Here is a 19,552-nt window from a genome sequence, read left to right as displayed (position 1 = left end):
CTACATCCGGAACACGCCAAAGCGCGTGTCCTCAATCGGGGCGTTCAACGCGGCACTCAGCGACAGGGCCAGCACGTCGCGGCTTTTCCGCGGGTCGATGATGCCGTCATCCCATAGCCGGGCAGAGGCATAAAGCGGGTGCGACTGTTCCTCGAACATTTCCAGCGTCGGGCGTTTGAATTCGGACTCTTCTTCGGCCGACCATGTGCCGCCCTGCCGTTCGATCCCGTCGCGTTTGACCGTTGCCAGAACACCGGCGGCCTGTTCGCCACCCATGACCGAGATACGGCTGTTCGGCCACGTCCACAGGAAGCGGGGCTGATAGGCGCGGCCCGCCATGCCATAGTTCCCGGCCCCGAACGAGCCGCCCACCAGCATGGTAATCTTGGGCACGCTTGTGGTGGCCACGGCGGTCACCATCTTGGCGCCGTGGCGCGCGATGCCTTCGTTCTCGTACTTGCGGCCCACCATGAACCCGGTGATGTTCTGCAGGAAGACCAGCGGGATCTTGCGCTGGCTGCACAATTCAACGAAATGCGCGCCCTTCTGCGCGGCCTCGGAAAACAGCACGCCGTTGTTGGCGATGATGCCGATGGGGCAGCCTTTGACATGAGCAAAGCCGGTCACCAACGTTTCACCGAACCGAGGCTTGAACTCGTCAAAGCGCGAGCCATCGACCAGACGTGCGATCACCTCGCGGATGTCGTAGGGCGTGCGCAAATCGGCCGGGACAACGCCCAGGATTTCCTCGGGGTCATAGGCCGGGTCTTCGGGGCTGGCCCAATCCACCGTCTGCGGCTTGTTCCGGTTCAACGAGCCAACGGCCCGGCGGGCCAGAGCCAGCGCGTGGGCGTCATCCTCGGCCAGATAGTCGGCGACGCCGGACAGGCGCGTATGCACATCGCCGCCGCCCAGGTCTTCGGCGCTGACGACCTCGCCCGTCGCCGCCTTGACCAGCGGCGGGCCGGCCAGAAAGATCGTGCCCTGTTCCTTGACGATGATGGTCACGTCGGACATGGCCGGCACATAGGCGCCGCCCGCGGTGCACGAGCCCATGACCACGGCAATCTGCGGAATGCCCTTGGCGCTCATCCGAGCCTGGTTGTAGAAGATGCGGCCGAAATGGTCGCGGTCGGGAAAGACCTCGTCCTGGTTGGGCAGGTTCGCGCCGCCGCTGTCCACCAGATAGATGCAGGGCAGATGGTTTTCTTCGGCGATCTCCTGCGCGCGCAGGTGCTTTTTGACAGTCATCGGATAATAGGTGCCGCCCTTCACAGTGGCGTCGTTGCAGACCACCATGACCTCTTGCCCCTGCACCCGGCCGATGCCCGCGATGACGCCTGCACAGGGGGCCGCGCCGCCATACATGCCATGCGCCGCCGTCGCGCCGATTTCCAAAAACGGAGACCCCGGGTCCAGCAGGTTGGCCACCCGCCGGCGCGGCAGCATCTTGCCCCGCGACACATGGCGTTCGCGCGATTTCTCGCCCCCGCCCATGCGCGCGGCCTCGGCGGCGTCAGAGATCTGCGCCAGCGCGTCGAGGTGCGCGGCACGGTTTTGCTTGAAGCCATCGGACGAGGGCAAAGCGGAAGATCGCAGCTTCATCTGGTATACTCTCTCAGAAATTCGCGAACGGGGTTTTCGCTGACGCCAAAGCTCTGCATGATGCGCGCATAGCCCTGGGACACGTTGCTGGAGCAGACGGTGTCCAGCTTCTTGATTTCCGGCTCTTCGAGGAAATCCTCAAGGTCCCACATCGGAACCATGAAATAATACTCGAACGGCAGCATCTCGGCCGCCATTTCCATCGCCTCGACGGCCATGTCCTGTTCTCCGCGACACAGATAGGCCAGCGACAGGTTACGATAGGCGCTCCCGAGGCTCTCATAGTCGTCGTCTGCCTCGTATTGGTTGACCGCAAGCTTGAGCCGCCCCACGACCTGACGGTCGAAATACCCGTCATCCGCCTGCGCCTCGGGCAGGAACATCGCGACATAGGCCAGCTTCTCGTCATGCCAGCCGTCGGTCTGCATTTCATTGCTGAAAACCGAGTGCAACATCCGGATTTCCGGTTCGAATTTCAGGGTGCCGTCGGAATCGGCCACCGCATCCAGATAGTTGTCGTAAAAGGCGATCTTTCGTTTGTCATCGGCGTCCAGCCTGGCGACCCGATCGGCGATCTTGCGCAATTCCGAGATGGCCTCATCCGGGTAGCCGTATAAAACCAGAAGGTCGGCCAATTGCAGTTTTTCGATGACGGCGATCTTTTCTTCGACCGCCTTGTCGATCGTGTCGTGCATCCACGTTTCGAAATAGGTCTTTCCGGCCCACACGGCCCCGATGACCGCGATGACTGTCGCGCTGAACTCGATTCCGGTCCGGACGCTGGATTTATCTGCCATGGCACATCTCCTCGGACGCGCGACGTTTCAATTCCTTGCGAATGACTTTTCCCGTCACGGTCAAAGGTAAGTCTTGCACAAAAGCCACCTCTCGCGGGTAGGAATAATGCGCCAGACGGTCCTTGACCCAATCCTGCAGCTCTTGCTCCGAGGCCTCGGACCCCGGTTTCAACACCACATAGGCCTTCACGATCTCGGTCCGCAGTGGATCAGGTTTGCCGACCACGCCCACGGTGGCCACCGCCGGATGGGTCAGCAGGCAATCCTCGATCTCGGCCGGGCCGATGCGGTAGCCGGCCGAGGTGATCACGTCATCCTCGCGGCCGACAAAGCGCAGATAGTCGTCCTCCCACACGCCGCGGTCACCGGTGATCAGCCAATCGCCGCGAAACTTCTCGGCCGTGCCCTGCGGGTTGTTCCAGTATTCCAGCAGCATCGAGGCTGAGCCGCGCCGGATGGCCACATCACCCTCGGCGTCGGTCGGGTTGCCGTCAGCGTCTATCACCGCGACCTCATGCCCCGGCACCGGTTTGCCGATGCAGCCCGGGCGCGCGGGGAAATCCTCGGCGCAGGAGGAAACCACCATGTTGCATTCGGTCTGGCCGTAGAATTCGTTGATCGTCAGGCCAAAGGCCCGCTCTCCCCACGCCAGCATTTCCGCGCCCAGCGGCTCTCCGCCCGAAGCCACGGACCGCAGGCCGGGGATCGTCACATCCGCGGCCTTGAGCATCCGCAGGGCCGTGGGCGGAAAGAACACGTTGCGCACGCCGCCGCGCGCGATCACATCCGCGCAGGCCTCGGGGGTAAACTTGTCGAGCCGCGCGGCAACAACCGGAATGCCCAGCGCCAGCCCCGGCATCAGGACGTCGAACAACCCGCCGATCCAGGCCCAGTCGGCCGGCGTCCACAGGCAGTCGCCCGCGCGCAGGTGGTTGTGGCTGATCGAAACGCCCGGCAGATGCCCGGTCAGCACCCGGTGCCCGTGCAACGCGCCCTTGGGCTTACCCGTCGTCCCCGAGGTATAGATCAGCACCGCCGGATCCTCGGGGCCGGTGTCAGCATAATCCACCGCAGGCCCGTCCGCCCCAAGCTCGGACACGATCAACGGCTGCGCCAGATCGCCCAGCATATCGGCGCCCTCGCCGTCGGTCAGCACATACCCGGCCCCCGCATCGCCGATGCGCGAGGCCAGGGCATCGCGCTTGAACAGCTTGAACAGCGGCACCGAGATTGCCCCAATCTTCCAGATGGCCAGATGCGCCGCCGCGCACCACGGCGACTGGCTGAGCAGCACGCCGACCCGGTCGCCGGGTTGCACCCTGCCCAGCAACCCGCGCGCCAGCCGGTCGGTCATTTGTTCCAGTTCACCATAGGTGATCTCGGTCGTAGCCTCGGAAGACAGATCGAGGATCGCCACCTGCTCACTAGGCCGCGACAGGCACTGACGTGCCATGTTCAGCCTGGGCGGAATGTCCCAGCTGCCACCAGACCGCAAACCCGGTATGACCTCAGCGGGACGCATGGCGTTTTTCCCTTAAATTTAAGCGACTTGCCGCGCCAAACTGAATATCGAACATCAACGAAACTTGATGCAGATCAGAGTGGCCGCCCCGTCCTTCAGGCATGGTCGGCTTGCACACAAAACCAAAGGCAAGAACATGACCAGCAAACTCGCCATCCTCACCCTTTCCACCGCGTTGGCCGCTGTTTCGGCCCCCGCATTCGCCCAGTCTCAGGGAGACTGGACCGTTGGTGTCGGTATCGGCTACCTCGACCCGAAATCCGACAACGGATCCCTCGCCGGCTTCAGCGCCGACGTCGACTCGGACACCCGCCCGATCTTCACCGCCGAGTATTTCATTCGTGACAATCTGGGCATCGAGCTTTTGGCCGCAACGCCGTTCAGCCATGACATCACGCTGGGCGGAAGTGTCGACGCGGGCAGCGTCAAGCACCTGCCGCCCACACTGTCGCTGAACTACCACTTTGCAACCAGCAGCGCCTGGAAACCCTATGTCGGCGCCGGTTTGAACTACACCGTGTTCTTTGACGAGGAATCGCCGCTGGGCGATCTGAAGGTCGACGACTCGTTCGGCGTGTCGCTGCAGGCCGGCCTGGACTACATGGTCACGGACAAGGGCGCGGTTCGCCTGAACGTCCGCTGGTTCGACATCGACTCGGACGTCACCCTCAACGGAGCCGACATCGGCAAGGCCGAGATCGATCCGTGGCTGGTTGGCGTGTCCTACGTCCATCGCTTCTGATCCTTCGATCGGATACGCCTCGCCGTGACCTCGTCGGCGAGGCGTTTTTCTTCAGAGCATTTCGTTCATCAATTCGCGGCCGATCAGCATCCGGCGAATCTCGCTGGTGCCCGCGCCGATCTCCATCAGCTTGGCATCGCGGAAGATCCGGCTAACCGGCGCATCCGCCAGGAACCCGGCCCCGCCCATGGCCTGAACCGCCTGATGCGCCTGCACCATCGCCTGCTCGGACGCATAGAGACAGCACGCCGCCGCATCCTGCCGGGTCACGTCGCCCCGATCACAGGCCTTGGCGACCTCGTAGACATACGCCCGGGCCGAATTCATCGCGGTGTACATGTCGGCGATCTTGCCCTGCATCAGCTGGAAGGTTCCGATCGGTTTGCCGAACTGCTTGCGCTCGGCCAGATAGGGCATGATCTCGTCCAGGCAGGCAGCCATGATGCCGGTGCCAATCCCGGCCAGAACCACGCGCTCATAGTCGAGGCCCGACATCAGAACCGCAACGCCCTTGCCTTCTTCGCCCAGCACGTTCTCGAAGGGCACCTCGACATCTTCGAAGATCAGCTCGGCCGTGTTCGAACCGCGCATACCCAGCTTGTCGAAATGGGGCGAGGTCGAGAACCCTTTCATCTCTTTCTCGATCAGGAAGGCCGTGATGCCCTTGGACCCGGCCTCGGGGTCGGTCTTGGCATAGACGACCAGCGTATCGGCATCCGGCCCGTTGGTGATCCAGTATTTGTGGCCGTTCAGGCGGTAATGGTCGTTGCGCTTTTCCGCCCGCAGTTTCATCGACACAACATCCGACCCCGCTCCGGGTTCCGACATGGCCAGGGCACCTACGTGTTCGCCCGAAATCAGGCGCGGCAGGTATTTCTGCTTCTGCTCTTCAGTGCCGTTCAGCTTGATCTGGTTGACGCAAAGGTTGGAATGGGCCCCGTAGGACAGCGCCACCGATGCCGAGGCGCGTGCGATTTCTTCAACCGCGATCGTATGCGCCAGATAGGTCATTTCGGCGCCTCCATACTGTTCGGGAACGGTTACGCCCAGCAGACCGAGTTCACCCATTTCCTTCCACAGCTCGTTAGGAAACGCGTTCGTCTTGTCGATCTCGGCCGCCATCGGCTTGACCCGCTCCTGCGCCCAGCGGTGCACCATCTCGCGCAGCGCGTTCACATCTTCACCCAGATCGAATTGCATTGTCGCCGTGAACATCCGCGCTCTCCTCTTTCGCGTTAATGAACAGGTGTTCAATAAACTGATACAGACCTTTCCCCGCGCGGTCAATCATCGCGTGACCCAAATGAAAAAGCCGCCCCTTGAGCGGCTTTTGCAGGGTTCGAGCATGCGCCGCATGGCGCACTCGATTGAATTACTGTTGGAAAACAGCGCCGACCTCGGCGCGGATGATGCCGGCAATCAGGCGGCAATCGTCCAGTGAAAAGGTCAGCGGAACGCGCATGTCGATGATCCCGCGCAGAATCCGGTCGGTCTCGGGCATCCGCTCCGACTCGGCATAGCGCCAGCTGTCATAGCGCGAGGTGAACCCGGTTGGCTCGGCCCCGCCGAACCATTTCAGCTCGACCCCGCGATCTGCGCAGCGTCGCAAAACCTCGGCGATTTGCTCAGGCGCCCAATCTAGCAGCAGGAACTGGATCGACGAGCCGACATAGCTCTCCTCGGCGGGCCGCTCGACGATGGTCAGGCCGGGCGTGCCGCGCAGGCCCGACTCGATCTCGGCATAACGTTCGTTCCAGCGCCGCACCTGCCGATCCAGATCGCGCAATTGGGGCCGCAGGATCGCCGCGCGCAGATTGTCCATCCGCCCCGACACGTTCGGCGTGGTGTACTTGATCCGCTCGAACACCTCGGGACCCGGCGCCGCAAGGTGGCGTTCATACAGCATGTACGAGCCCGAAAGCATTGTGGCCTTGGCCGCCAGCATCTCGTCATCTGTAACCAGCAGACCACCCTCGCCCGAGTTCACATGTTTGTAGGTCTGGCAGGAATAGCAGCCGATCGCCCCCTGACGGCCGGACAGTTGCCCGCGCCAGGCGGCGCCCATCGTGTGGGCGCAGTCCTCGATCACCGTCACTCCGGCGGCGTCGCACATCTGCATCAACCGGTCCATGTCACACAGATGCCCGCGCATGTGGCTGAGCATCAGAACCTTGGCGCGGTCCAGCTTGGCTTCCAGATCGTCCAGATCGATAGTCAGCCCCTCGGTCACGCCCACGAAAACCGGGCGCGCATTGACAGAGGCGATCGCCCCCGGCACCGGGGCCAGCGTGAAAGCGTTGGTCAGAACCGCATCCCCCGGCTGGACCCCCACGGCACGCAGGGCCGTGGCCAACGCATAGCCGCCCGAGGACACGGCCAGACAGTATTTCGCGCCCGTCTGCGCGGCAAATTCCTGTTCCAACAGGGCGGTTTCGCTCAGCTCTCCCGGGGCCACGTTGTAGCGGTGCAACCGCCCGTGACGCAGAACGGCCAGCGCAGCCTCGATCGCCTCGTCGGGGATCGGCTCCTGCTGGGTGAAACTGCCAGAAAATCGCTCGGTCATGGCGTCGTTTGTGGGGCCAGTCGCAGCGCGGGTCAAGAGATCAGGCCGCCGCGCCCACAAGCTCGGCGACGATTGCGGGCAGATCGTCAAAATGGTGCAGCAGCGCCTCGGGCTGCAGCGCGGCCATGTCATCGCCGGACGGGCCGAAGGTCACAAGGATCGAAGGCACTCCGGCGGCGCGGGCCGTGTTCCGGTCGGTATCCGAGTCGCCCACCAGAATGCAGTGGTCGGGATGCCCACCTGCCCGGCGCGCCGCTTCGCGCAGCGGCGCGGGGTCGGGCTTGCGCACCGGCAGGGTATCCGCCCCCACCAGCGAGCCGAACAGCGCCCGCGCGCCCAGACGCGTCATCAGCAGCTCGGCCAGCGTCTCGGGTTTGTTGGTGCAGATGCCGACACCGTACCCGGCGGCTTTCAGCGCTTCGACCGCCTGCAGCGCACCGGGATAGAAGGTGGTGTGGGTATCAATCGCCTGCGCATAAGCGTCCAGAAGGACCGGGTAATAGGCATTCACGGTCTCTTCGTCGTAGGCGCCCACGCGTTTCAACCCATGGGTCAACATCATCCGTCCTCCACGCAAAGCCACCGCCGCATCCTGCCCGTGCACCAGCACATCGCCATGCCCCATCTGCCGGAAACAGTGGTTCGCCGCCGCCAGCAGATCGCCCGACGTATCGGCCAAAGTCCCGTCCAGATCGAAGATGACCGTGCGCATTCTGTCTCCTTGCTCGGCAGTTTTCCGCCATGTCGTGTTGCAAACGGCAATCTTGTTTGATGGCCGAACGGCTTGCGCCTTTGCCCTCAGCGGATAAAACGGACCGCGACAAAACAAAAGAGAAAACGCATTCATGAGCACTGCCCTTGTCATCCTTGCCGCCGGAAAAGGCACCCGGATGAATTCGGATATCCCAAAGGTTCTGCACCCGATCGCCCAGGTTCCGATGCTGGTGCACGCCATGCGCGCCGGGTCGGTTCTGGAACCCAAACGCACGGTCATCGTCACCGGCCACGGCGCCGAGGCGGTGGCCAAGGTCGCGCGGGCCGAGGATGAAGACGCCCGCATCGTCGTGCAGGACCAACAGTTGGGCACCGCCCATGCCGTCGCCCAGGCGCGCGCGGCTTTGGACGGGTTCACCGGCGACGTGGTCGTTTTGTACGGCGACACCCCGTTTCTGCAGCCCGACACGCTGGAGCGCATGATCGCCGCGCGGGCTGACAACGATCTGGTTATCCTGGGCTTCGAGGCCGCCGACCCGGCCCGGTATGGCCGCTTGGTGATGAACGGCGACGCCTTGGAGCGGATCGTCGAGTTCAAGGACGCGTCAGATGAAGAACGCGCCATAACCTTCTGCAACTCGGGCCTTCTGGCGTGTGACGCGGGCACTCTGTTCGACCTGATCGACGCGGTCGGAAACGACAACGCGTCGGGCGAATACTATCTGACCGACGTGGTCGAGATCGCGCGCGACCGCGGTCTGAAGGTCACCGCCGTTTCGTGCGACGAGGCGCAGACGCTGGGCGTGAACTCGCGCGCCGATCAGGCCGCAGCCGACGCCGTGTTCCAGGCCCGCGCCCGGGCCGAGCTGCTGGATCTGGGCGTCACCCTGATGGCCCCCGAGACGGTCTATCTGGCCGCCGACACGGTGATCGGCCGCGACACGGTGATCGAACCCAACGTGGTCTTCGGCCCCGGTGTCACGGTCGAAAGCGGCGCGACGATCCGGGCGTTTTCGCACCTGGAAGGCTGCCATGTCAGCCGCGGCGCCGTGGTCGGCCCCTATGCCCGCCTGCGCCCTGGGGCGGAACTGGCCGAAAACACCCGCATCGGCAATTTCGTCGAGATCAAGAATGCCGAGATTGCCGAGGGCGCAAAGGTCAATCACCTCAGCTATGTCGGGGATGCGTCGGTGGGCGCGGGCACGAATATCGGCGCGGGCACCATCACCTGCAACTATGATGGCGTGATGAAGCACCGCACGGTGATCGGCGAGAATGTCTTTGTCGGCTCGAATACCATGCTGGTGGCCCCGGTCACCGTGGGCAGCGGCGCGATGACGGCCACCGGCACCATCGTGACCCGCGACGTCGAACCCGACGCCCTGGCGGTGGGCCGCGCCAAACAGGAAAACAAGCCGGGCTATGCCCTCAAGCTGTTCGAGATGCTGAAATCGAAAAAGGCACGCCGGGACAAGGGAGCCTGAGTAAATGTGTGGAATTGTTGGCGTATTGGGCAAGCACGAGGCGGCGCCCATCCTGGTCGAAGCACTGAAACGACTAGAATACCGCGGCTATGATAGTGCGGGCATCGCAACCGTAAACGGCGGCAAGCTGGGCCGTCGGCGCGCGGTGGGCAAGCTGGTCAATCTCAGTGACCTGCTGGTGCATGACCCCCTGCCTGGCAAATCCGGCATCGGGCACACGCGTTGGGCGACCCATGGCGCACCCTCGGTCAGCAACGCGCACCCGCATCAGGCCGGACCGGTTGCCGTGGTCCACAACGGCATCGTCGAAAACTATCGCGAGCTGCGGGCCGAACTGGCCGAGAACGGAATCGATTTCCAGACCGAGACCGACACCGAAACCGTCGCGTTGATGACGGAATTCTACATGAAATCGGGGCTGAGCCCGGTCGAGGCCGCCTTCAAGACCATCGACCGGCTGCAAGGCGCCTTTGCGCTGGCCTTCCTGTTCGATGGCGAGGATGACCTGATCGTCGCCGCCCGCAAGGGCTCGCCGCTGGCCATCGGGCACGGGGATGGCGAGATGTTCGTGGGCTCGGACGCCATCGCACTGGCGCCGCTGACCGACCGGATCACCTATCTGGAAGAAGGCGACCGCGCCGTGGTCACCCGCATTTCGGTCGAGATCCGCAACGAGGCGGGCGAGATCGCAAATCGCGAGATCCGCAAGATCCAGCTGGATCAGACCCGGACCGACAAGGGCGGGCACAAGCATTTCATGGCCAAAGAAATCGCCGAACAGCCGGTGGTGGTGGCTGAGGCGGTCCGCTCGTACCTGCCCACCGGCAGCGACCGGGTGGTTCTGCCGGACGCGGATCTTGATTTCTCCAAGCTGGACCGCCTGACCATGGTGGCCTGCGGCACAGCCTTCTATGCCTGTCTGACCGCCAAGTACTGGTTCGAGCAACTGGCCCGGATGCCGGTCGAGGTCGATATCGCCAGCGAGTTCCGCTATCGCGAACCGCCGATCACCGACCGCACGCTGGCCCTGTTCGTCAGCCAGTCGGGCGAAACCGCCGACACCCTGGCCGCGCTGCGCTATTGCGAGGGCAAGGCCGACAAGATCGTGTCGGTGGTCAATGTCCCCGAAAGCTCGATCGCGCGGGAAAGCGACGTGGCGCTGCCCATCCATGCCGGGGTCGAGATCGGTGTGGCCTCGACCAAGGCCTTTACCTGCCAGCTGAGCGTTCTGCTGATGCTGGCGCTCAAGGCCGCGGCCGACCGGGGCACGCTGGGCGACGATGCGCTGGCCGATCACGCCGCCGCGCTGCGCGGCCTGCCGACGCTGCTGAACGCCGCGCTGGATCAGGAGGAGGCGATCCGGAAATCCGCTCAGCGCCTGTCCGAGGCGCGCGACGTTCTGTTCCTGGGCCGCGGCCTGATGTACCCGCTGGCCCTTGAAGGCGCGCTGAAACTCAAGGAAATCAGCTATATCCACGCCGAAGGTTATGCCTCGGGCGAGTTGAAGCACGGCCCCATCGCCCTGATCGACAAGCACATGCCCGTGGTGGTCATGGCCCCGCGCGATGCGGTGTTCGACAAGACCGTGTCGAACATGCAAGAGGTCATGGCACGCAAGGGCAAGGTCATTCTGGTCTCGGACGACGACGGGATCGCAGATGCCAAGGACGGCGTCTGGAGCACGATCCGAATGCCGCATGCCCACGCCTCGGTGGCGCCGATCCTGTATTCGGTGCCCGCGCAGCTGCTGGCCTATCACACGGCGGTCGCCAAGGGCACCGATGTGGACCAGCCGCGCAACCTGGCGAAATCCGTCACGGTCGAGTAAGCCGCCATGCCGGACAGCCCCTTGGACCAGATCAAGGCCCATGCCGACCCGGACCGGGCCGCCCAGATGGCGGCCTATCACAAGGTCGATCGCCCCTATCTTGGGGTACCGAATCCGGTGCTGAATGATCTGACCAAAAGCTGGCGGCAGCAGATGGACGTGGACGCCCGTGTCGCGCTGGCCGATCAGCTGTGGCAGACCAACATCCACGAGGCGCGGCTGGCCGCCGCCAAGCTGCTGACCCAAGCGCGCATCCGCCCCGATCAGGCGGTTTGGGACCTGCTGCAAAGCTGGCTGCCCGATTTCGACGCCTGGGCGGTGGCCGATCATGCGAGCATGGCCGTGCAAAAGCGCCTGTGGGCCGATCCGTCGCGGCTGGACCAGGTCGAAAGCTGGACGACCTCGGATCACATGTGGACCCGACGCGCGGCGCTGGTGGCCACCCTGCCCTGGACCAAGCAGAACCACCCCAAGCCCGAAGACCTTGAGCGCCGCGACCGAATTCTGGGGTGGGCCGCCGGTTATGCCCCTGATCGCGACTGGTTCATCCAGAAGGCGGTGGCCTGGTGGCTGCGCGACCTCTCCAAACACGACCCCGACCGGGTCTGGGCGTTTCTGGCCGCGCAAGGTCACGCGATGAAGCCTTTTGCCCGCAAAGAGGCCGGCAAGTACCTGAAAGATCAGTTGGAATAAACGTCCAATTCGACCAGCTCGTCAAACGGCACCAGCAGCGCACGCATCGCCTCAACCGACAGGCGGCTGCCACCTGAGGGCGCCGGTACAAGTGTGATATAGGCCTGCGCGCCCGTCTTGGGCACGACCACCCGGCCATTGATCTCAGTTTCGACCAACGGCGTTTCAAGCCAGCGTCCGGGCTTGTTCGGATCGCCCAGTCCGGCAATCGTTGTCTTGGCGCCGGCCCATCCGGTGTTCACGGCCGCAACAGGCGTTGCTTCCACCTCTTCGGTCGCAGCGGCGGTTTCTGTCGTCTGCGCAGGTTCCGCATCCGGGGCGCGATCAAGGCTTTGCCGCACCGCATCACAGCCGGTCAGAAACGCAGGAATAATGACAAACAGGTATCGCATGCGACCAGCCTACCCCTGCCCGCGCCCGCGTTCCACCCCTCAAGCGCAGTTCTGACTTGTCGCAAGGCACGGTGCGCTTTACCTATTGGGCATGACTGCTCCGTTGATCGACCCGTTTGCCCGCGCAATCACCTATCTCCGCGTCTCCGTCACGGACCGCTGCGATTTCCGCTGTGTCTACTGCATGTCTGAAAACATGACCTTTCTGCCCAAGAAAGAGCTGCTGACGCTGGAAGAACTGGACCGGATGTGTTCGACCTTCATTCGACTGGGCGTGGAAAAGCTGCGGATCACCGGGGGCGAGCCGCTTGTGCGCCGTGGGATCATGGGGTTCTTCGACTCGATGACCCGGCATCTGGACAGCGGCGCACTGAAAGAGCTGACGCTGACCACCAATGGCTCGCAACTCGCCCGGTTCGCCGACGACCTGTATGCCGCCGGGGTGCGGCGGGTGAATGTCTCGCTCGACACGCTGGACGAGGACAAATTCGCCCAGATCACCCGTTGGGGTCGCTTGAAACAGGTCCTGGGCGGGATCGATGCCGCGCAGAAGGCCGGGTTGCGCGTCAAGATCAACGCGGTGGCCCTGAAAGGGTTCAACGAGGACGAACTCCCCAAGATCACCCGCTGGTGCGCCGAGCGCGACATGGACCTGACCTGGATCGAGGTCATGCCCATGGGTGACATCGGCAACGAGGACCGGCTGGACCAGTACTGGTCGCTGAAAGACGTGCGGGCCGAGTACGAAAACCACTATACTGTCACCGATCTGGCCGAGCGCACGGGCGGACCGGCGCGCTATGTCCGGTTGGAGGAAACCGGGCAGAAGATCGGCTTCATCACGCCGCTCAGCCATAATTTCTGTGAAAGTTGCAACCGGGTACGCCTGACCTGCACGGGCGAGTTGTACATGTGCCTGGGGCAAGAGGACATGGCCGACTTGCGCGCCCCTCTGCGCGACCACCCCAACAGTGAAGAGCCACTGGAACAGGCGATCCGCGCGGCGATTACCCTCAAGCCCAAGGGCCATGATTTCGACTATTCCCGCCAGAAGATCGATGGCCAGATGAGCCGTCACATGAGCCACACGGGCGGCTGACATGGCAGACCAGTCGGGGCAACCCACGACGCTGTACCGTATGTACTGCGCGTTGACGTCCATCGCCATGCCATTGGCCTGGCGCACCGTTCGCGCCAAGCTGCAGACGGCGGGTGTTTCCGAGGTCCGTCAGCGCGAGCGGCTGGGCCATGCGAGCCAGCCCCGGCCCGACGGTCGGCTGATCTGGTTCCATGCGGCCAGCGTTGGCGAAAGCCTGTCGGTTCTGAGCCTTATCAGGCGCATGAGCGAACGGATCGAGGATGCACAGTTCCTGATCACCTCTGGCACCCCGACCTCGGCGGCGCTGGTGGAAAAACGTCTGCCGCCGCGCACCCGCCACCAATACCCCCCTCTGGACAGCGCCGGCCCGGTGGCGCGGTTCCTGGATCACTGGCGGCCCGATGCCGGCGTCTTTGTCGAAAGCGAGATCTGGCCACGACTGATCGTCGAGACCGCCCAGCGTGGGACACCACTGGCCCTGCTGAACGCGCGCCTGTCCGAGAAATCGGTGGCCGGGTGGAAGAAGCGCCCCGACACCGCCCGCTATGTCCTGAGCCAGTTCCGCCTGTTCCTGACGCAAAACGACCGCACGGCCGCAAACCTGATCGTCATGGGCGCGCCCGCCGATCTGGTGCAACCCGGAACCAACCTCAAGGCCATGTCCGATCCGCTGCCGGTGGATCAAGACACGTTGTCGCATATTCGCGCGCAGATCGGCGCGCGGCCGGTCTGGATCGCCAGTTCGACCCATGCGGGCGAGGAGGAGACCGTTCTGGCCGCCCATGCCGAATTGCTGAACCGCTGGCCCGACCTGCTGCTGCTGCTGATCCCCCGCCACCCGGAACGGCGGGACGAGGTCTGCGCCCTGATTGATGCCGCAGGTCAAAGCCACGCCCTGCGCAGCGCCGGGCAGCAGATCACCGACGACACGCAGGTCTACGTGGCCGATACATTGGGCGAAACTGGCACCTGGTACGCACTGTGCCAGATCGTGTTTCTGGGCGGGTCGCTGAAAGAGATCGGCGGCCACAACCCGTTCGAACCCGCACAGGCCGGGGCCGCGGTGATCACCGGGCCGGGTTACTACAATTTTGCCGAGACATTTGCCCCGCTGGTGGATAGCGGTGGCGCGGTCGAAGTGTCCTCGGGTTACGAGTTGGCCAAGGCGGTCGAACTCTGGCTGTCGGACAGATCGGCGCTGGCCGCGGCGCAAGCTGCGGCGCAGTCCTGCGTGAATACCCAGAAATCGGCGCTGGATGCGGTTGTAGATACGCTATGCGACAAACTGGGTCTGGAGGACGCAGGCCGCTGACCGCAAGCAGCAGCGGGGGCCTGCGCCCCCGCCACGGTATCAGGCTGCGGGCATCCGCTGTTCGACGATCTCGGCCCACCAGCTGCACCCGGCAGGGATCGCCTCGTCGTTGAAATTGTATTCCGGGTGGTGAACCATCGCCGTGTCGCCATTGCCGACCAGGATATAGGCGCCGGGGCGCTCTTCCAGCATGTAGGCGAAATCCTCGCCGCCCATGACCAAAGGCGCCTCCTCGCAGGCCCCCGAAACCGAGCGGGCGACCTCGGCGGCGAACTCGGTCTGTTCGTCGCTGTTGATCATGACCGGATAGCCCCGGATATAGTTAACATCGGCAGTACCGCCGAATGTCGCGGCGACGCCCGAGCAGATTTCGTTGATGCGCTGCTCAGCAAGGTCGCGCATCTCTTTGCTCATCGTGCGCACGGTGCCCTTGATCTGCACTTTCTGCGGGATCACGTTGAACGCCTTCGACGAGGTCTCGAACGAGGTGACCGAAACAACGACCTGATCGATCGGATCGGCATTGCGCGACGCGATGGTCTGCAACGCCAGAACCGCCTGCGCAGTCATGACAGTGGTGTCCACGGTTTCATGCGGTTTGGCGGCATGACCACCACGACCTTCGAACGTGATATCGAACTGGTCAGTCGCCGCGAAGAACGCCCCCGGCCGGATCGAGAAGCTGCCCACAGGCTTACCGGGCCAATTGTGCATTCCGTAGACTTCCTGAATGCCCCAACGCTCCATCAGGTTGTCTTCGCACATTTCGCGGCCGCCGCCGCCACCCTCCTCGGCGGGCTGGAAGATAACAACGACGGTTCCGTCGAAATTGCGCGTTTCGGACAGGTATTTGGCCGCCCCCAGCAGCATGGCGGTGTGGCCGTCATGGCCGCAGGCATGCATCGCACCCGGCGTTTTCGAAGCATAGTCCAACCCCGTCGCCTCGTGGATCGGCAAAGCGTCCATATCCGCCCGCAATCCGATCACCTTCCCCTTGGTGTCGGCCTTGCCCTTGATCACCCCGACAACTCCGGTGCGGCCAATCCCCGTGACCACCTCGTCGCAGCCGAATTCTCTCAGCTTTTCCGCAACCAGCGCACTGGTGCGATGCGTATCGAACAGAATTTCAGGATTCTCGTGAATATCACGCCGCCAGGCGGTGATTTCATCCTGCAATTCGGCAAAGCGGTTCTTCACTGGCATTTTCGTCTTCTCTCCTTAAGAAATCTCAGGCCACCGGCATCCGGCGTTCGACCATTTCTGCAAACCACGAGCATCCGATCGGAATGATCTCGTCATTGAAATCGTATTCGGGGTGGTGAAGCCCGGCGCTGTCGCCATTTCCCAAGACTATGAAGGCGCCGGGACGTTCCTGCAACATGAACGAGAAGTCTTCGCCCCCCATCACCATCGGTGCTTCGGCACAGCTGCCACCGACGGCAATTGCCGCGGATTCTGCATATCCGGTCTGCTCTTCCGCGTTGATCGTGACCGGAACGCCGCGCGAGTAGGTCACCGTGGCGGTGCCACCCATGGTCGCCGCGACACCTTGCACAACTTCATTCAGTCGCTGTTCGATCAGGTCGCGCATCTCGTTCGAATGGGTGCGGACGGTGCCACGCAGCCGGGCCGATTGCGGGATCACGTTGAACGCATTCGACGAGGTCTCGACCGCCGTGACCGACAGAACGGCCTGCAAGATCGGGTCGGCGTTGCGCGAAACGATGGTCTGCAGGGCCACGATCAGTTGCGACAGCATGACCGTAGTATCCACGGTTTCCTGCGGCTTGGCGGCATGACCGCCGCGGCCTTCAAGATGGATGTCGAACTCGTCCGCCGCCGCCAGCAGAGGCCCGGAGCGAATGGCAAACTGCCCGGTCGGCAGGCCCGGCACGTTGTGCATCGCATAGACTTCCTGGATGCCGAACCGGTCCATCAAACCGTCTTGGCACATGGCTTCCGCACCGTTGCCGCCTTCTTCGGCCGGTTGAAAGATCACGATCGCGGTCCCATCGAAGTTTCGGGTCTCGGCCAGATATTTGGCGGCGCCCAGAACCATCGCAGTGTGACCGTCATGGCCACAGGCATGCATGGCCCCCTCAGTCTTGGAGGCATATTCCGCACCCGTCTGCTCCTGCATTGGCAGCGCATCCATATCTGCGCGCAGACCGATCACCCGGCCTTGGGTGTCGGTCCTGCCCTTGATCACGCCGACCACCCCGGTCCGGCCAATTCCGGTCACGACATCGTCGCAACCGAACTCTTTCAGTTTTTCCGCAACCAATGCGCTGGTCCGATGGGTATCGTAGAGAATTTCGGGGTGCTGATGTATGTCGCGCCGCCAACCGGTGATTTCGGGGTGCATTTCGGCAAAACGGTTCTTGATCGGCATGACTGTCTTTCCTGTTTCAGGCGATGGGCATTCGTCGTTCGACGAGCTCGGCGAACCAGCTGCATCCGGCCGGAATGACCTGGTCGTCGAAATTGTATTCGGGATGGTGGCACATGGCCGTGTCGCCGTTCCCCAAGAAGATGTAGGCTCCGGGCCGTTCTTGAAGCATGTAGGCGAAGTCTTCCGACGGCATGATCGGATCCGTTGCGTCATTGACCTTGCCGGCCACGGCCTTGGCGGCTTCGGCGGCGAAAGCCGTTTCCGCCTCGGAGTTCACCGTCACCGGGTAGCCGGGCGTCCAAGTCACGCGGGCTTTGGCGCCAAAAGCCGAGGCTGTGTCTTCGGCGATCCGGCGCACGCGCTCCTCGGCGATGCCACGGTATTCCGGGTCCAGTGTGCGAACCGTGCCCTGCAGCCGGACCGTGTGCGCAATCACGTTCGAGGCGACGCTGTCAGTTTCAAACGTCCCCACCGTCAGCACCACCCGTCGGATCGGATCAACGGTGCGGGATACAACCGATTGCAGCGCAACCACGATATGCGATGCCACCAAGGTTGTGTCGATGGCTTCATGCGGTGCGGCGGCGTGGCCACCTTTGCCGGTCACGACAATCTCGAACTCGTCCGACGACGCCAGCAGCGCGCCGGGCCGGATTGCGAACTCTCCGACAGGTAGGCCGGGCATGTTGTGCAAGCCGTAGACTTCCTGAATGCCCCAGCGATCCATAAGCCCATCGCGGCACATGGCCAGACCGCCGGCCCCGCCTTCTTCGGCCGGTTGAAAGATCAGAACCACCGTTCCGTCGAAATTGCGCGTCTCGGCAAGGTATTGCGCAGCGCCGAGCAAAATCGACGTGTGCCCGTCATGCCCGCAGGCATGCATCTTGCCCGGCACGGTCGAAGCATAGTCCACTCCGGTCGCCTCGTTGATCGGCAAGGCATCCATGTCGGCCCGCAACCCGATCACCCGCCCCTGCGTGTCCGTCCGCCCTCGGATCACGGCCACGATACCGGTTTTACCGATACCCGGCGTGATTTCATCGACACCGAACTCCTTGAGCCTATCGACAACGAAGCCGGCGGTTTCATGAACGTCGTACATCAACTCGGGATGCGCATGCAGGTGCCGCCGCCACTTGGTTATCTCGGCGTGCATTTCAGCAAGTCTGTTTTTGACCGGCATGTTAAACTCTCCGAGCTTCTGACTGAAATCCTGAGTTTCCAGTGCCTCTTTTTGGGTCACGCCGCCAGTTTGTAGACCAGACGCTGCATGAAGTCATGGCCGGCGTTGAACTGAGCGATCGTGATGTATTCGTTCGGCTGGTGCGCCTGGGCGATATCTCCGGGCCCACAGATCACGGCCGAGTAACCGGCTTCCTGAAACTGACCGGCTTCGGTGCCATAGCTGACGACATGGGTTGCGTTGTCGCCCGTAAGGGCGCGCACCAGCGTCTCGGCTTCGCCATCTGTTTCCGGGACCAACGCCGGAACGGCAAAGCTGGCCTTCACCTCGATATGGGCGTTAGGATGCACTTGCTGCATCTTCTCTTCCGCCACTCTTACCTGTTCCAGATAGGCTTCTTTCCAAGCTGATGCCTGCTCGCCGGGGACGACCCGGAAATCCATCATGAAACGGCAATCCTTGGCCGTGATGTTGTGCGCAGTGCCGCCCTTGATCATGCCCACGTGGCAGGTTGTCCAAGGAGGATCAAAGATTGCCGCGATGTCGCTGGGGTCCGCCGCCATGTTGATGTCGTTCTGGGCATTCGCCCAGTCGATCAGCGGCGCGGCATACATGATCGCATTGACACCGGTATGCATGATCGAACTGTGCACCTCGTATCCAACCACATGAGTATCATAGCCGAAACCGCCCTTGTGGCCGGTGACGGCCTGCATCATCGACGGCTCGCCCACCACCACGGCCGAGCCCTTGGGCAGAACCTCTTGCATGGCGACGATCATGGGCGGCGCACCGGTGCAGCCGACCTCCTCGTCAAAGCTCAGCGCCAATTGCAGCGGGCGCTTGACGTCGGCGTACTGCGCCTCGACCAGCGCCCATATGGCGAGGGCGTCAAAGCCCTTCATGTCACAGGTGCCACGTCCGAAAAACTTGCCGTCTCGTTCGGTCACGACAAACGGGTCGCTGTCCCAGGGTTGTCCGTCCACCGGCACCACATCCGTGTGACCGGAAAGCACGACCGCGCCTTCCTCCCAAGGGCCGACATGGGCAAACAGGGCCGCCTTGTGCGGCTGGTCCGGATCCGGCCATCTGTGGGCGCGGATTCCGTGGCCGTTCAGGTAGTCTTCGACCCAGTCGATCAGCGGCAGGTTGCTGTCGCGGCTGACGGTGGGAAACGAGATCAGCTTGGTCATGATCTCAAGCGGAGTCAGGCGCTGTGGCATATG

General features: G+C 63.1%; 18 protein-coding genes. 7 read left to right on the top strand and 11 right to left on the bottom strand.

The genetic code is table 11. The features are described from left to right. From K3752_RS04885 to K3752_RS04875, 3 genes are read right to left on the bottom strand one after another with little or no spacing between them, the layout of a single operon-like run. Positions 1 to 1,605, bottom strand: coding sequence for a carboxyl transferase domain-containing protein (locus tag K3752_RS04885; protein WP_260065295.1), 1,605 nt, complete (start codon positions 1,603 to 1,605; stop codon positions 1 to 3). Beyond that, entirely contained in the window at positions 1,602 to 2,402 is an 801-nt protein-coding gene (locus tag K3752_RS04880; RefSeq protein WP_260065294.1) for a hypothetical protein, read from the bottom strand. The genes K3752_RS04885 and K3752_RS04880 overlap by 4 nt, the downstream gene beginning before the upstream one ends. Further along, positions 2,392 to 3,924: an AMP-binding protein gene (locus tag K3752_RS04875; protein WP_260065292.1), complete on the bottom strand. Its 1,533-nt coding sequence runs from the start codon at positions 3,922 to 3,924 to the stop codon at positions 2,392 to 2,394. The genes K3752_RS04880 and K3752_RS04875 overlap by 11 nt, the downstream gene beginning before the upstream one ends. Before the next feature lie 136 nt (positions 3,925 to 4,060). Here K3752_RS04875 and K3752_RS04870 point away from each other — a divergent pair, with 136 nt between their 5' ends. Next, the gene (locus K3752_RS04870; protein WP_170357333.1) at positions 4,061 to 4,666 is read left to right on the top strand and encodes an OmpW family protein; all 606 of its coding nucleotides are present in this window, start codon (positions 4,061 to 4,063) and stop codon (positions 4,664 to 4,666) included. Positions 4,667 to 4,717: 51 nt separating this feature from the next. On the opposite strand, the gene K3752_RS04865 is transcribed toward K3752_RS04870, so the two are convergent. Then, complete coding sequence (locus K3752_RS04865) at positions 4,718 to 5,881, bottom strand: isovaleryl-CoA dehydrogenase (protein WP_260065289.1); 1,164 nt, start codon at positions 5,879 to 5,881, stop codon at positions 4,718 to 4,720. Here K3752_RS04865 and K3752_RS04860 point away from each other — a divergent pair. Further along, positions 5,874 to 6,107 carry a hypothetical protein gene (locus tag K3752_RS04860; protein ID WP_260065287.1) on the top strand — a complete coding sequence of 78 codons (234 nt, stop codon included), beginning with the start codon at positions 5,874 to 5,876 and terminating at the stop codon, positions 6,105 to 6,107. The two genes, K3752_RS04865 and K3752_RS04860, sit on opposite strands and share 8 nt — an antisense overlap. Here the strand turns inward: K3752_RS04860 and K3752_RS04855 are convergent. Together K3752_RS04855 and K3752_RS04850 are read right to left on the bottom strand one after the other, a co-directional pair. Next, on the bottom strand, positions 6,039 to 7,229 hold the full coding sequence (locus K3752_RS04855) for a DegT/DnrJ/EryC1/StrS aminotransferase family protein (protein WP_260065285.1): 1,191 nt from the start codon (positions 7,227 to 7,229) through the stop codon (positions 6,039 to 6,041). The two genes, K3752_RS04860 and K3752_RS04855, sit on opposite strands and share 69 nt — an antisense overlap. Before the next feature lie 40 nt (positions 7,230 to 7,269). Beyond that, positions 7,270 to 7,941, bottom strand: a complete 672-nt coding sequence (locus K3752_RS04850) for an HAD-IA family hydrolase (RefSeq protein ID WP_260065283.1) — start codon at positions 7,939 to 7,941, stop codon at positions 7,270 to 7,272. Between the two features lie 133 nt (positions 7,942 to 8,074). Between K3752_RS04850 and glmU the strand changes: the two genes are divergently transcribed. From glmU to K3752_RS04835, 3 genes are read left to right on the top strand one after another with little or no spacing between them, the layout of a single operon-like run. Further along, positions 8,075 to 9,427 (top strand): bifunctional UDP-N-acetylglucosamine diphosphorylase/glucosamine-1-phosphate N-acetyltransferase GlmU, encoded by a 1,353-nt coding sequence (gene glmU / locus K3752_RS04845; RefSeq protein ID WP_260065282.1) that lies wholly within the window; start codon positions 8,075 to 8,077, stop codon positions 9,425 to 9,427. Between the two features lie 4 nt (positions 9,428 to 9,431). Continuing rightward, complete coding sequence (gene glmS / locus K3752_RS04840; protein ID WP_260065280.1) at positions 9,432 to 11,255, top strand: glutamine--fructose-6-phosphate transaminase (isomerizing); 1,824 nt, start codon at positions 9,432 to 9,434, stop codon at positions 11,253 to 11,255. Between the two features lie 6 nt (positions 11,256 to 11,261). Further along, a complete protein-coding gene (locus K3752_RS04835) occupies positions 11,262 to 11,948 on the top strand; it encodes a DNA alkylation repair protein (protein WP_260065279.1) in 687 nt (228 codons plus the stop codon). Here the strand turns inward: K3752_RS04835 and K3752_RS04830 are convergent. Continuing rightward, on the bottom strand, positions 11,936 to 12,340 hold the full coding sequence (locus K3752_RS04830) for a hypothetical protein (RefSeq protein ID WP_170340364.1): 405 nt from the start codon (positions 12,338 to 12,340) through the stop codon (positions 11,936 to 11,938). The two genes, K3752_RS04835 and K3752_RS04830, sit on opposite strands and share 13 nt — an antisense overlap. Positions 12,341 to 12,431: 91 nt before the next feature. On the opposite strand from K3752_RS04830, the gene moaA reads away from it, so the two are divergent. After that, positions 12,432 to 13,439 (top strand): GTP 3',8-cyclase MoaA, encoded by a 1,008-nt coding sequence (gene moaA, locus K3752_RS04825; RefSeq protein ID WP_170357326.1) that lies wholly within the window; start codon positions 12,432 to 12,434, stop codon positions 13,437 to 13,439. A gap of 1 nt (position 13,440) precedes the next feature. Continuing rightward, a complete protein-coding gene (locus K3752_RS04820) occupies positions 13,441 to 14,751 on the top strand; it encodes a 3-deoxy-D-manno-octulosonic acid transferase (protein WP_260065276.1) in 1,311 nt (436 codons plus the stop codon). A 39-nt stretch (positions 14,752 to 14,790) separates the two neighbouring features. Here the strand turns inward: K3752_RS04820 and K3752_RS04815 are convergent, their stop codons facing one another. Genes K3752_RS04815 through argE form a run of 4 tightly spaced genes read right to left on the bottom strand, consistent with a single transcriptional unit; the run spans position 14,791 to position 19,549 of the window. Then, positions 14,791 to 15,954: a M20 aminoacylase family protein gene (locus tag K3752_RS04815; RefSeq protein ID WP_260065275.1), complete on the bottom strand. Its 1,164-nt coding sequence runs from the start codon at positions 15,952 to 15,954 to the stop codon at positions 14,791 to 14,793. Positions 15,955 to 15,979: 25 nt separating this feature from the next. After that, positions 15,980 to 17,143, bottom strand: coding sequence for a M20 aminoacylase family protein (locus K3752_RS04810; RefSeq protein ID WP_260065273.1), 1,164 nt, complete (start codon positions 17,141 to 17,143; stop codon positions 15,980 to 15,982). A gap of 16 nt (positions 17,144 to 17,159) precedes the next feature. Next, a complete protein-coding gene (locus K3752_RS04805; RefSeq protein ID WP_260065271.1) occupies positions 17,160 to 18,326 on the bottom strand; it encodes a M20 aminoacylase family protein in 1,167 nt (388 codons plus the stop codon). Between the two features lie 56 nt (positions 18,327 to 18,382). After that, the gene (argE, locus tag K3752_RS04800; protein ID WP_260065269.1) at positions 18,383 to 19,549 is read right to left on the bottom strand and encodes an acetylornithine deacetylase; all 1,167 of its coding nucleotides are present in this window, start codon (positions 19,547 to 19,549) and stop codon (positions 18,383 to 18,385) included. Positions 19,550 to 19,552: the final 3 nt, after the last annotated feature.

Origin of the sequence: Ruegeria sp. B32 (assembly GCF_025141855.1) — a bacterium.
Classification (GTDB): Bacteria; Pseudomonadota; Alphaproteobacteria; order Rhodobacterales; family Rhodobacteraceae; genus Ruegeria; species Ruegeria arenilitoris.
The sequence above is the reverse complement of the archived record's forward strand: the minus strand, read 5'-3'. Positions and strand labels throughout refer to the sequence as shown.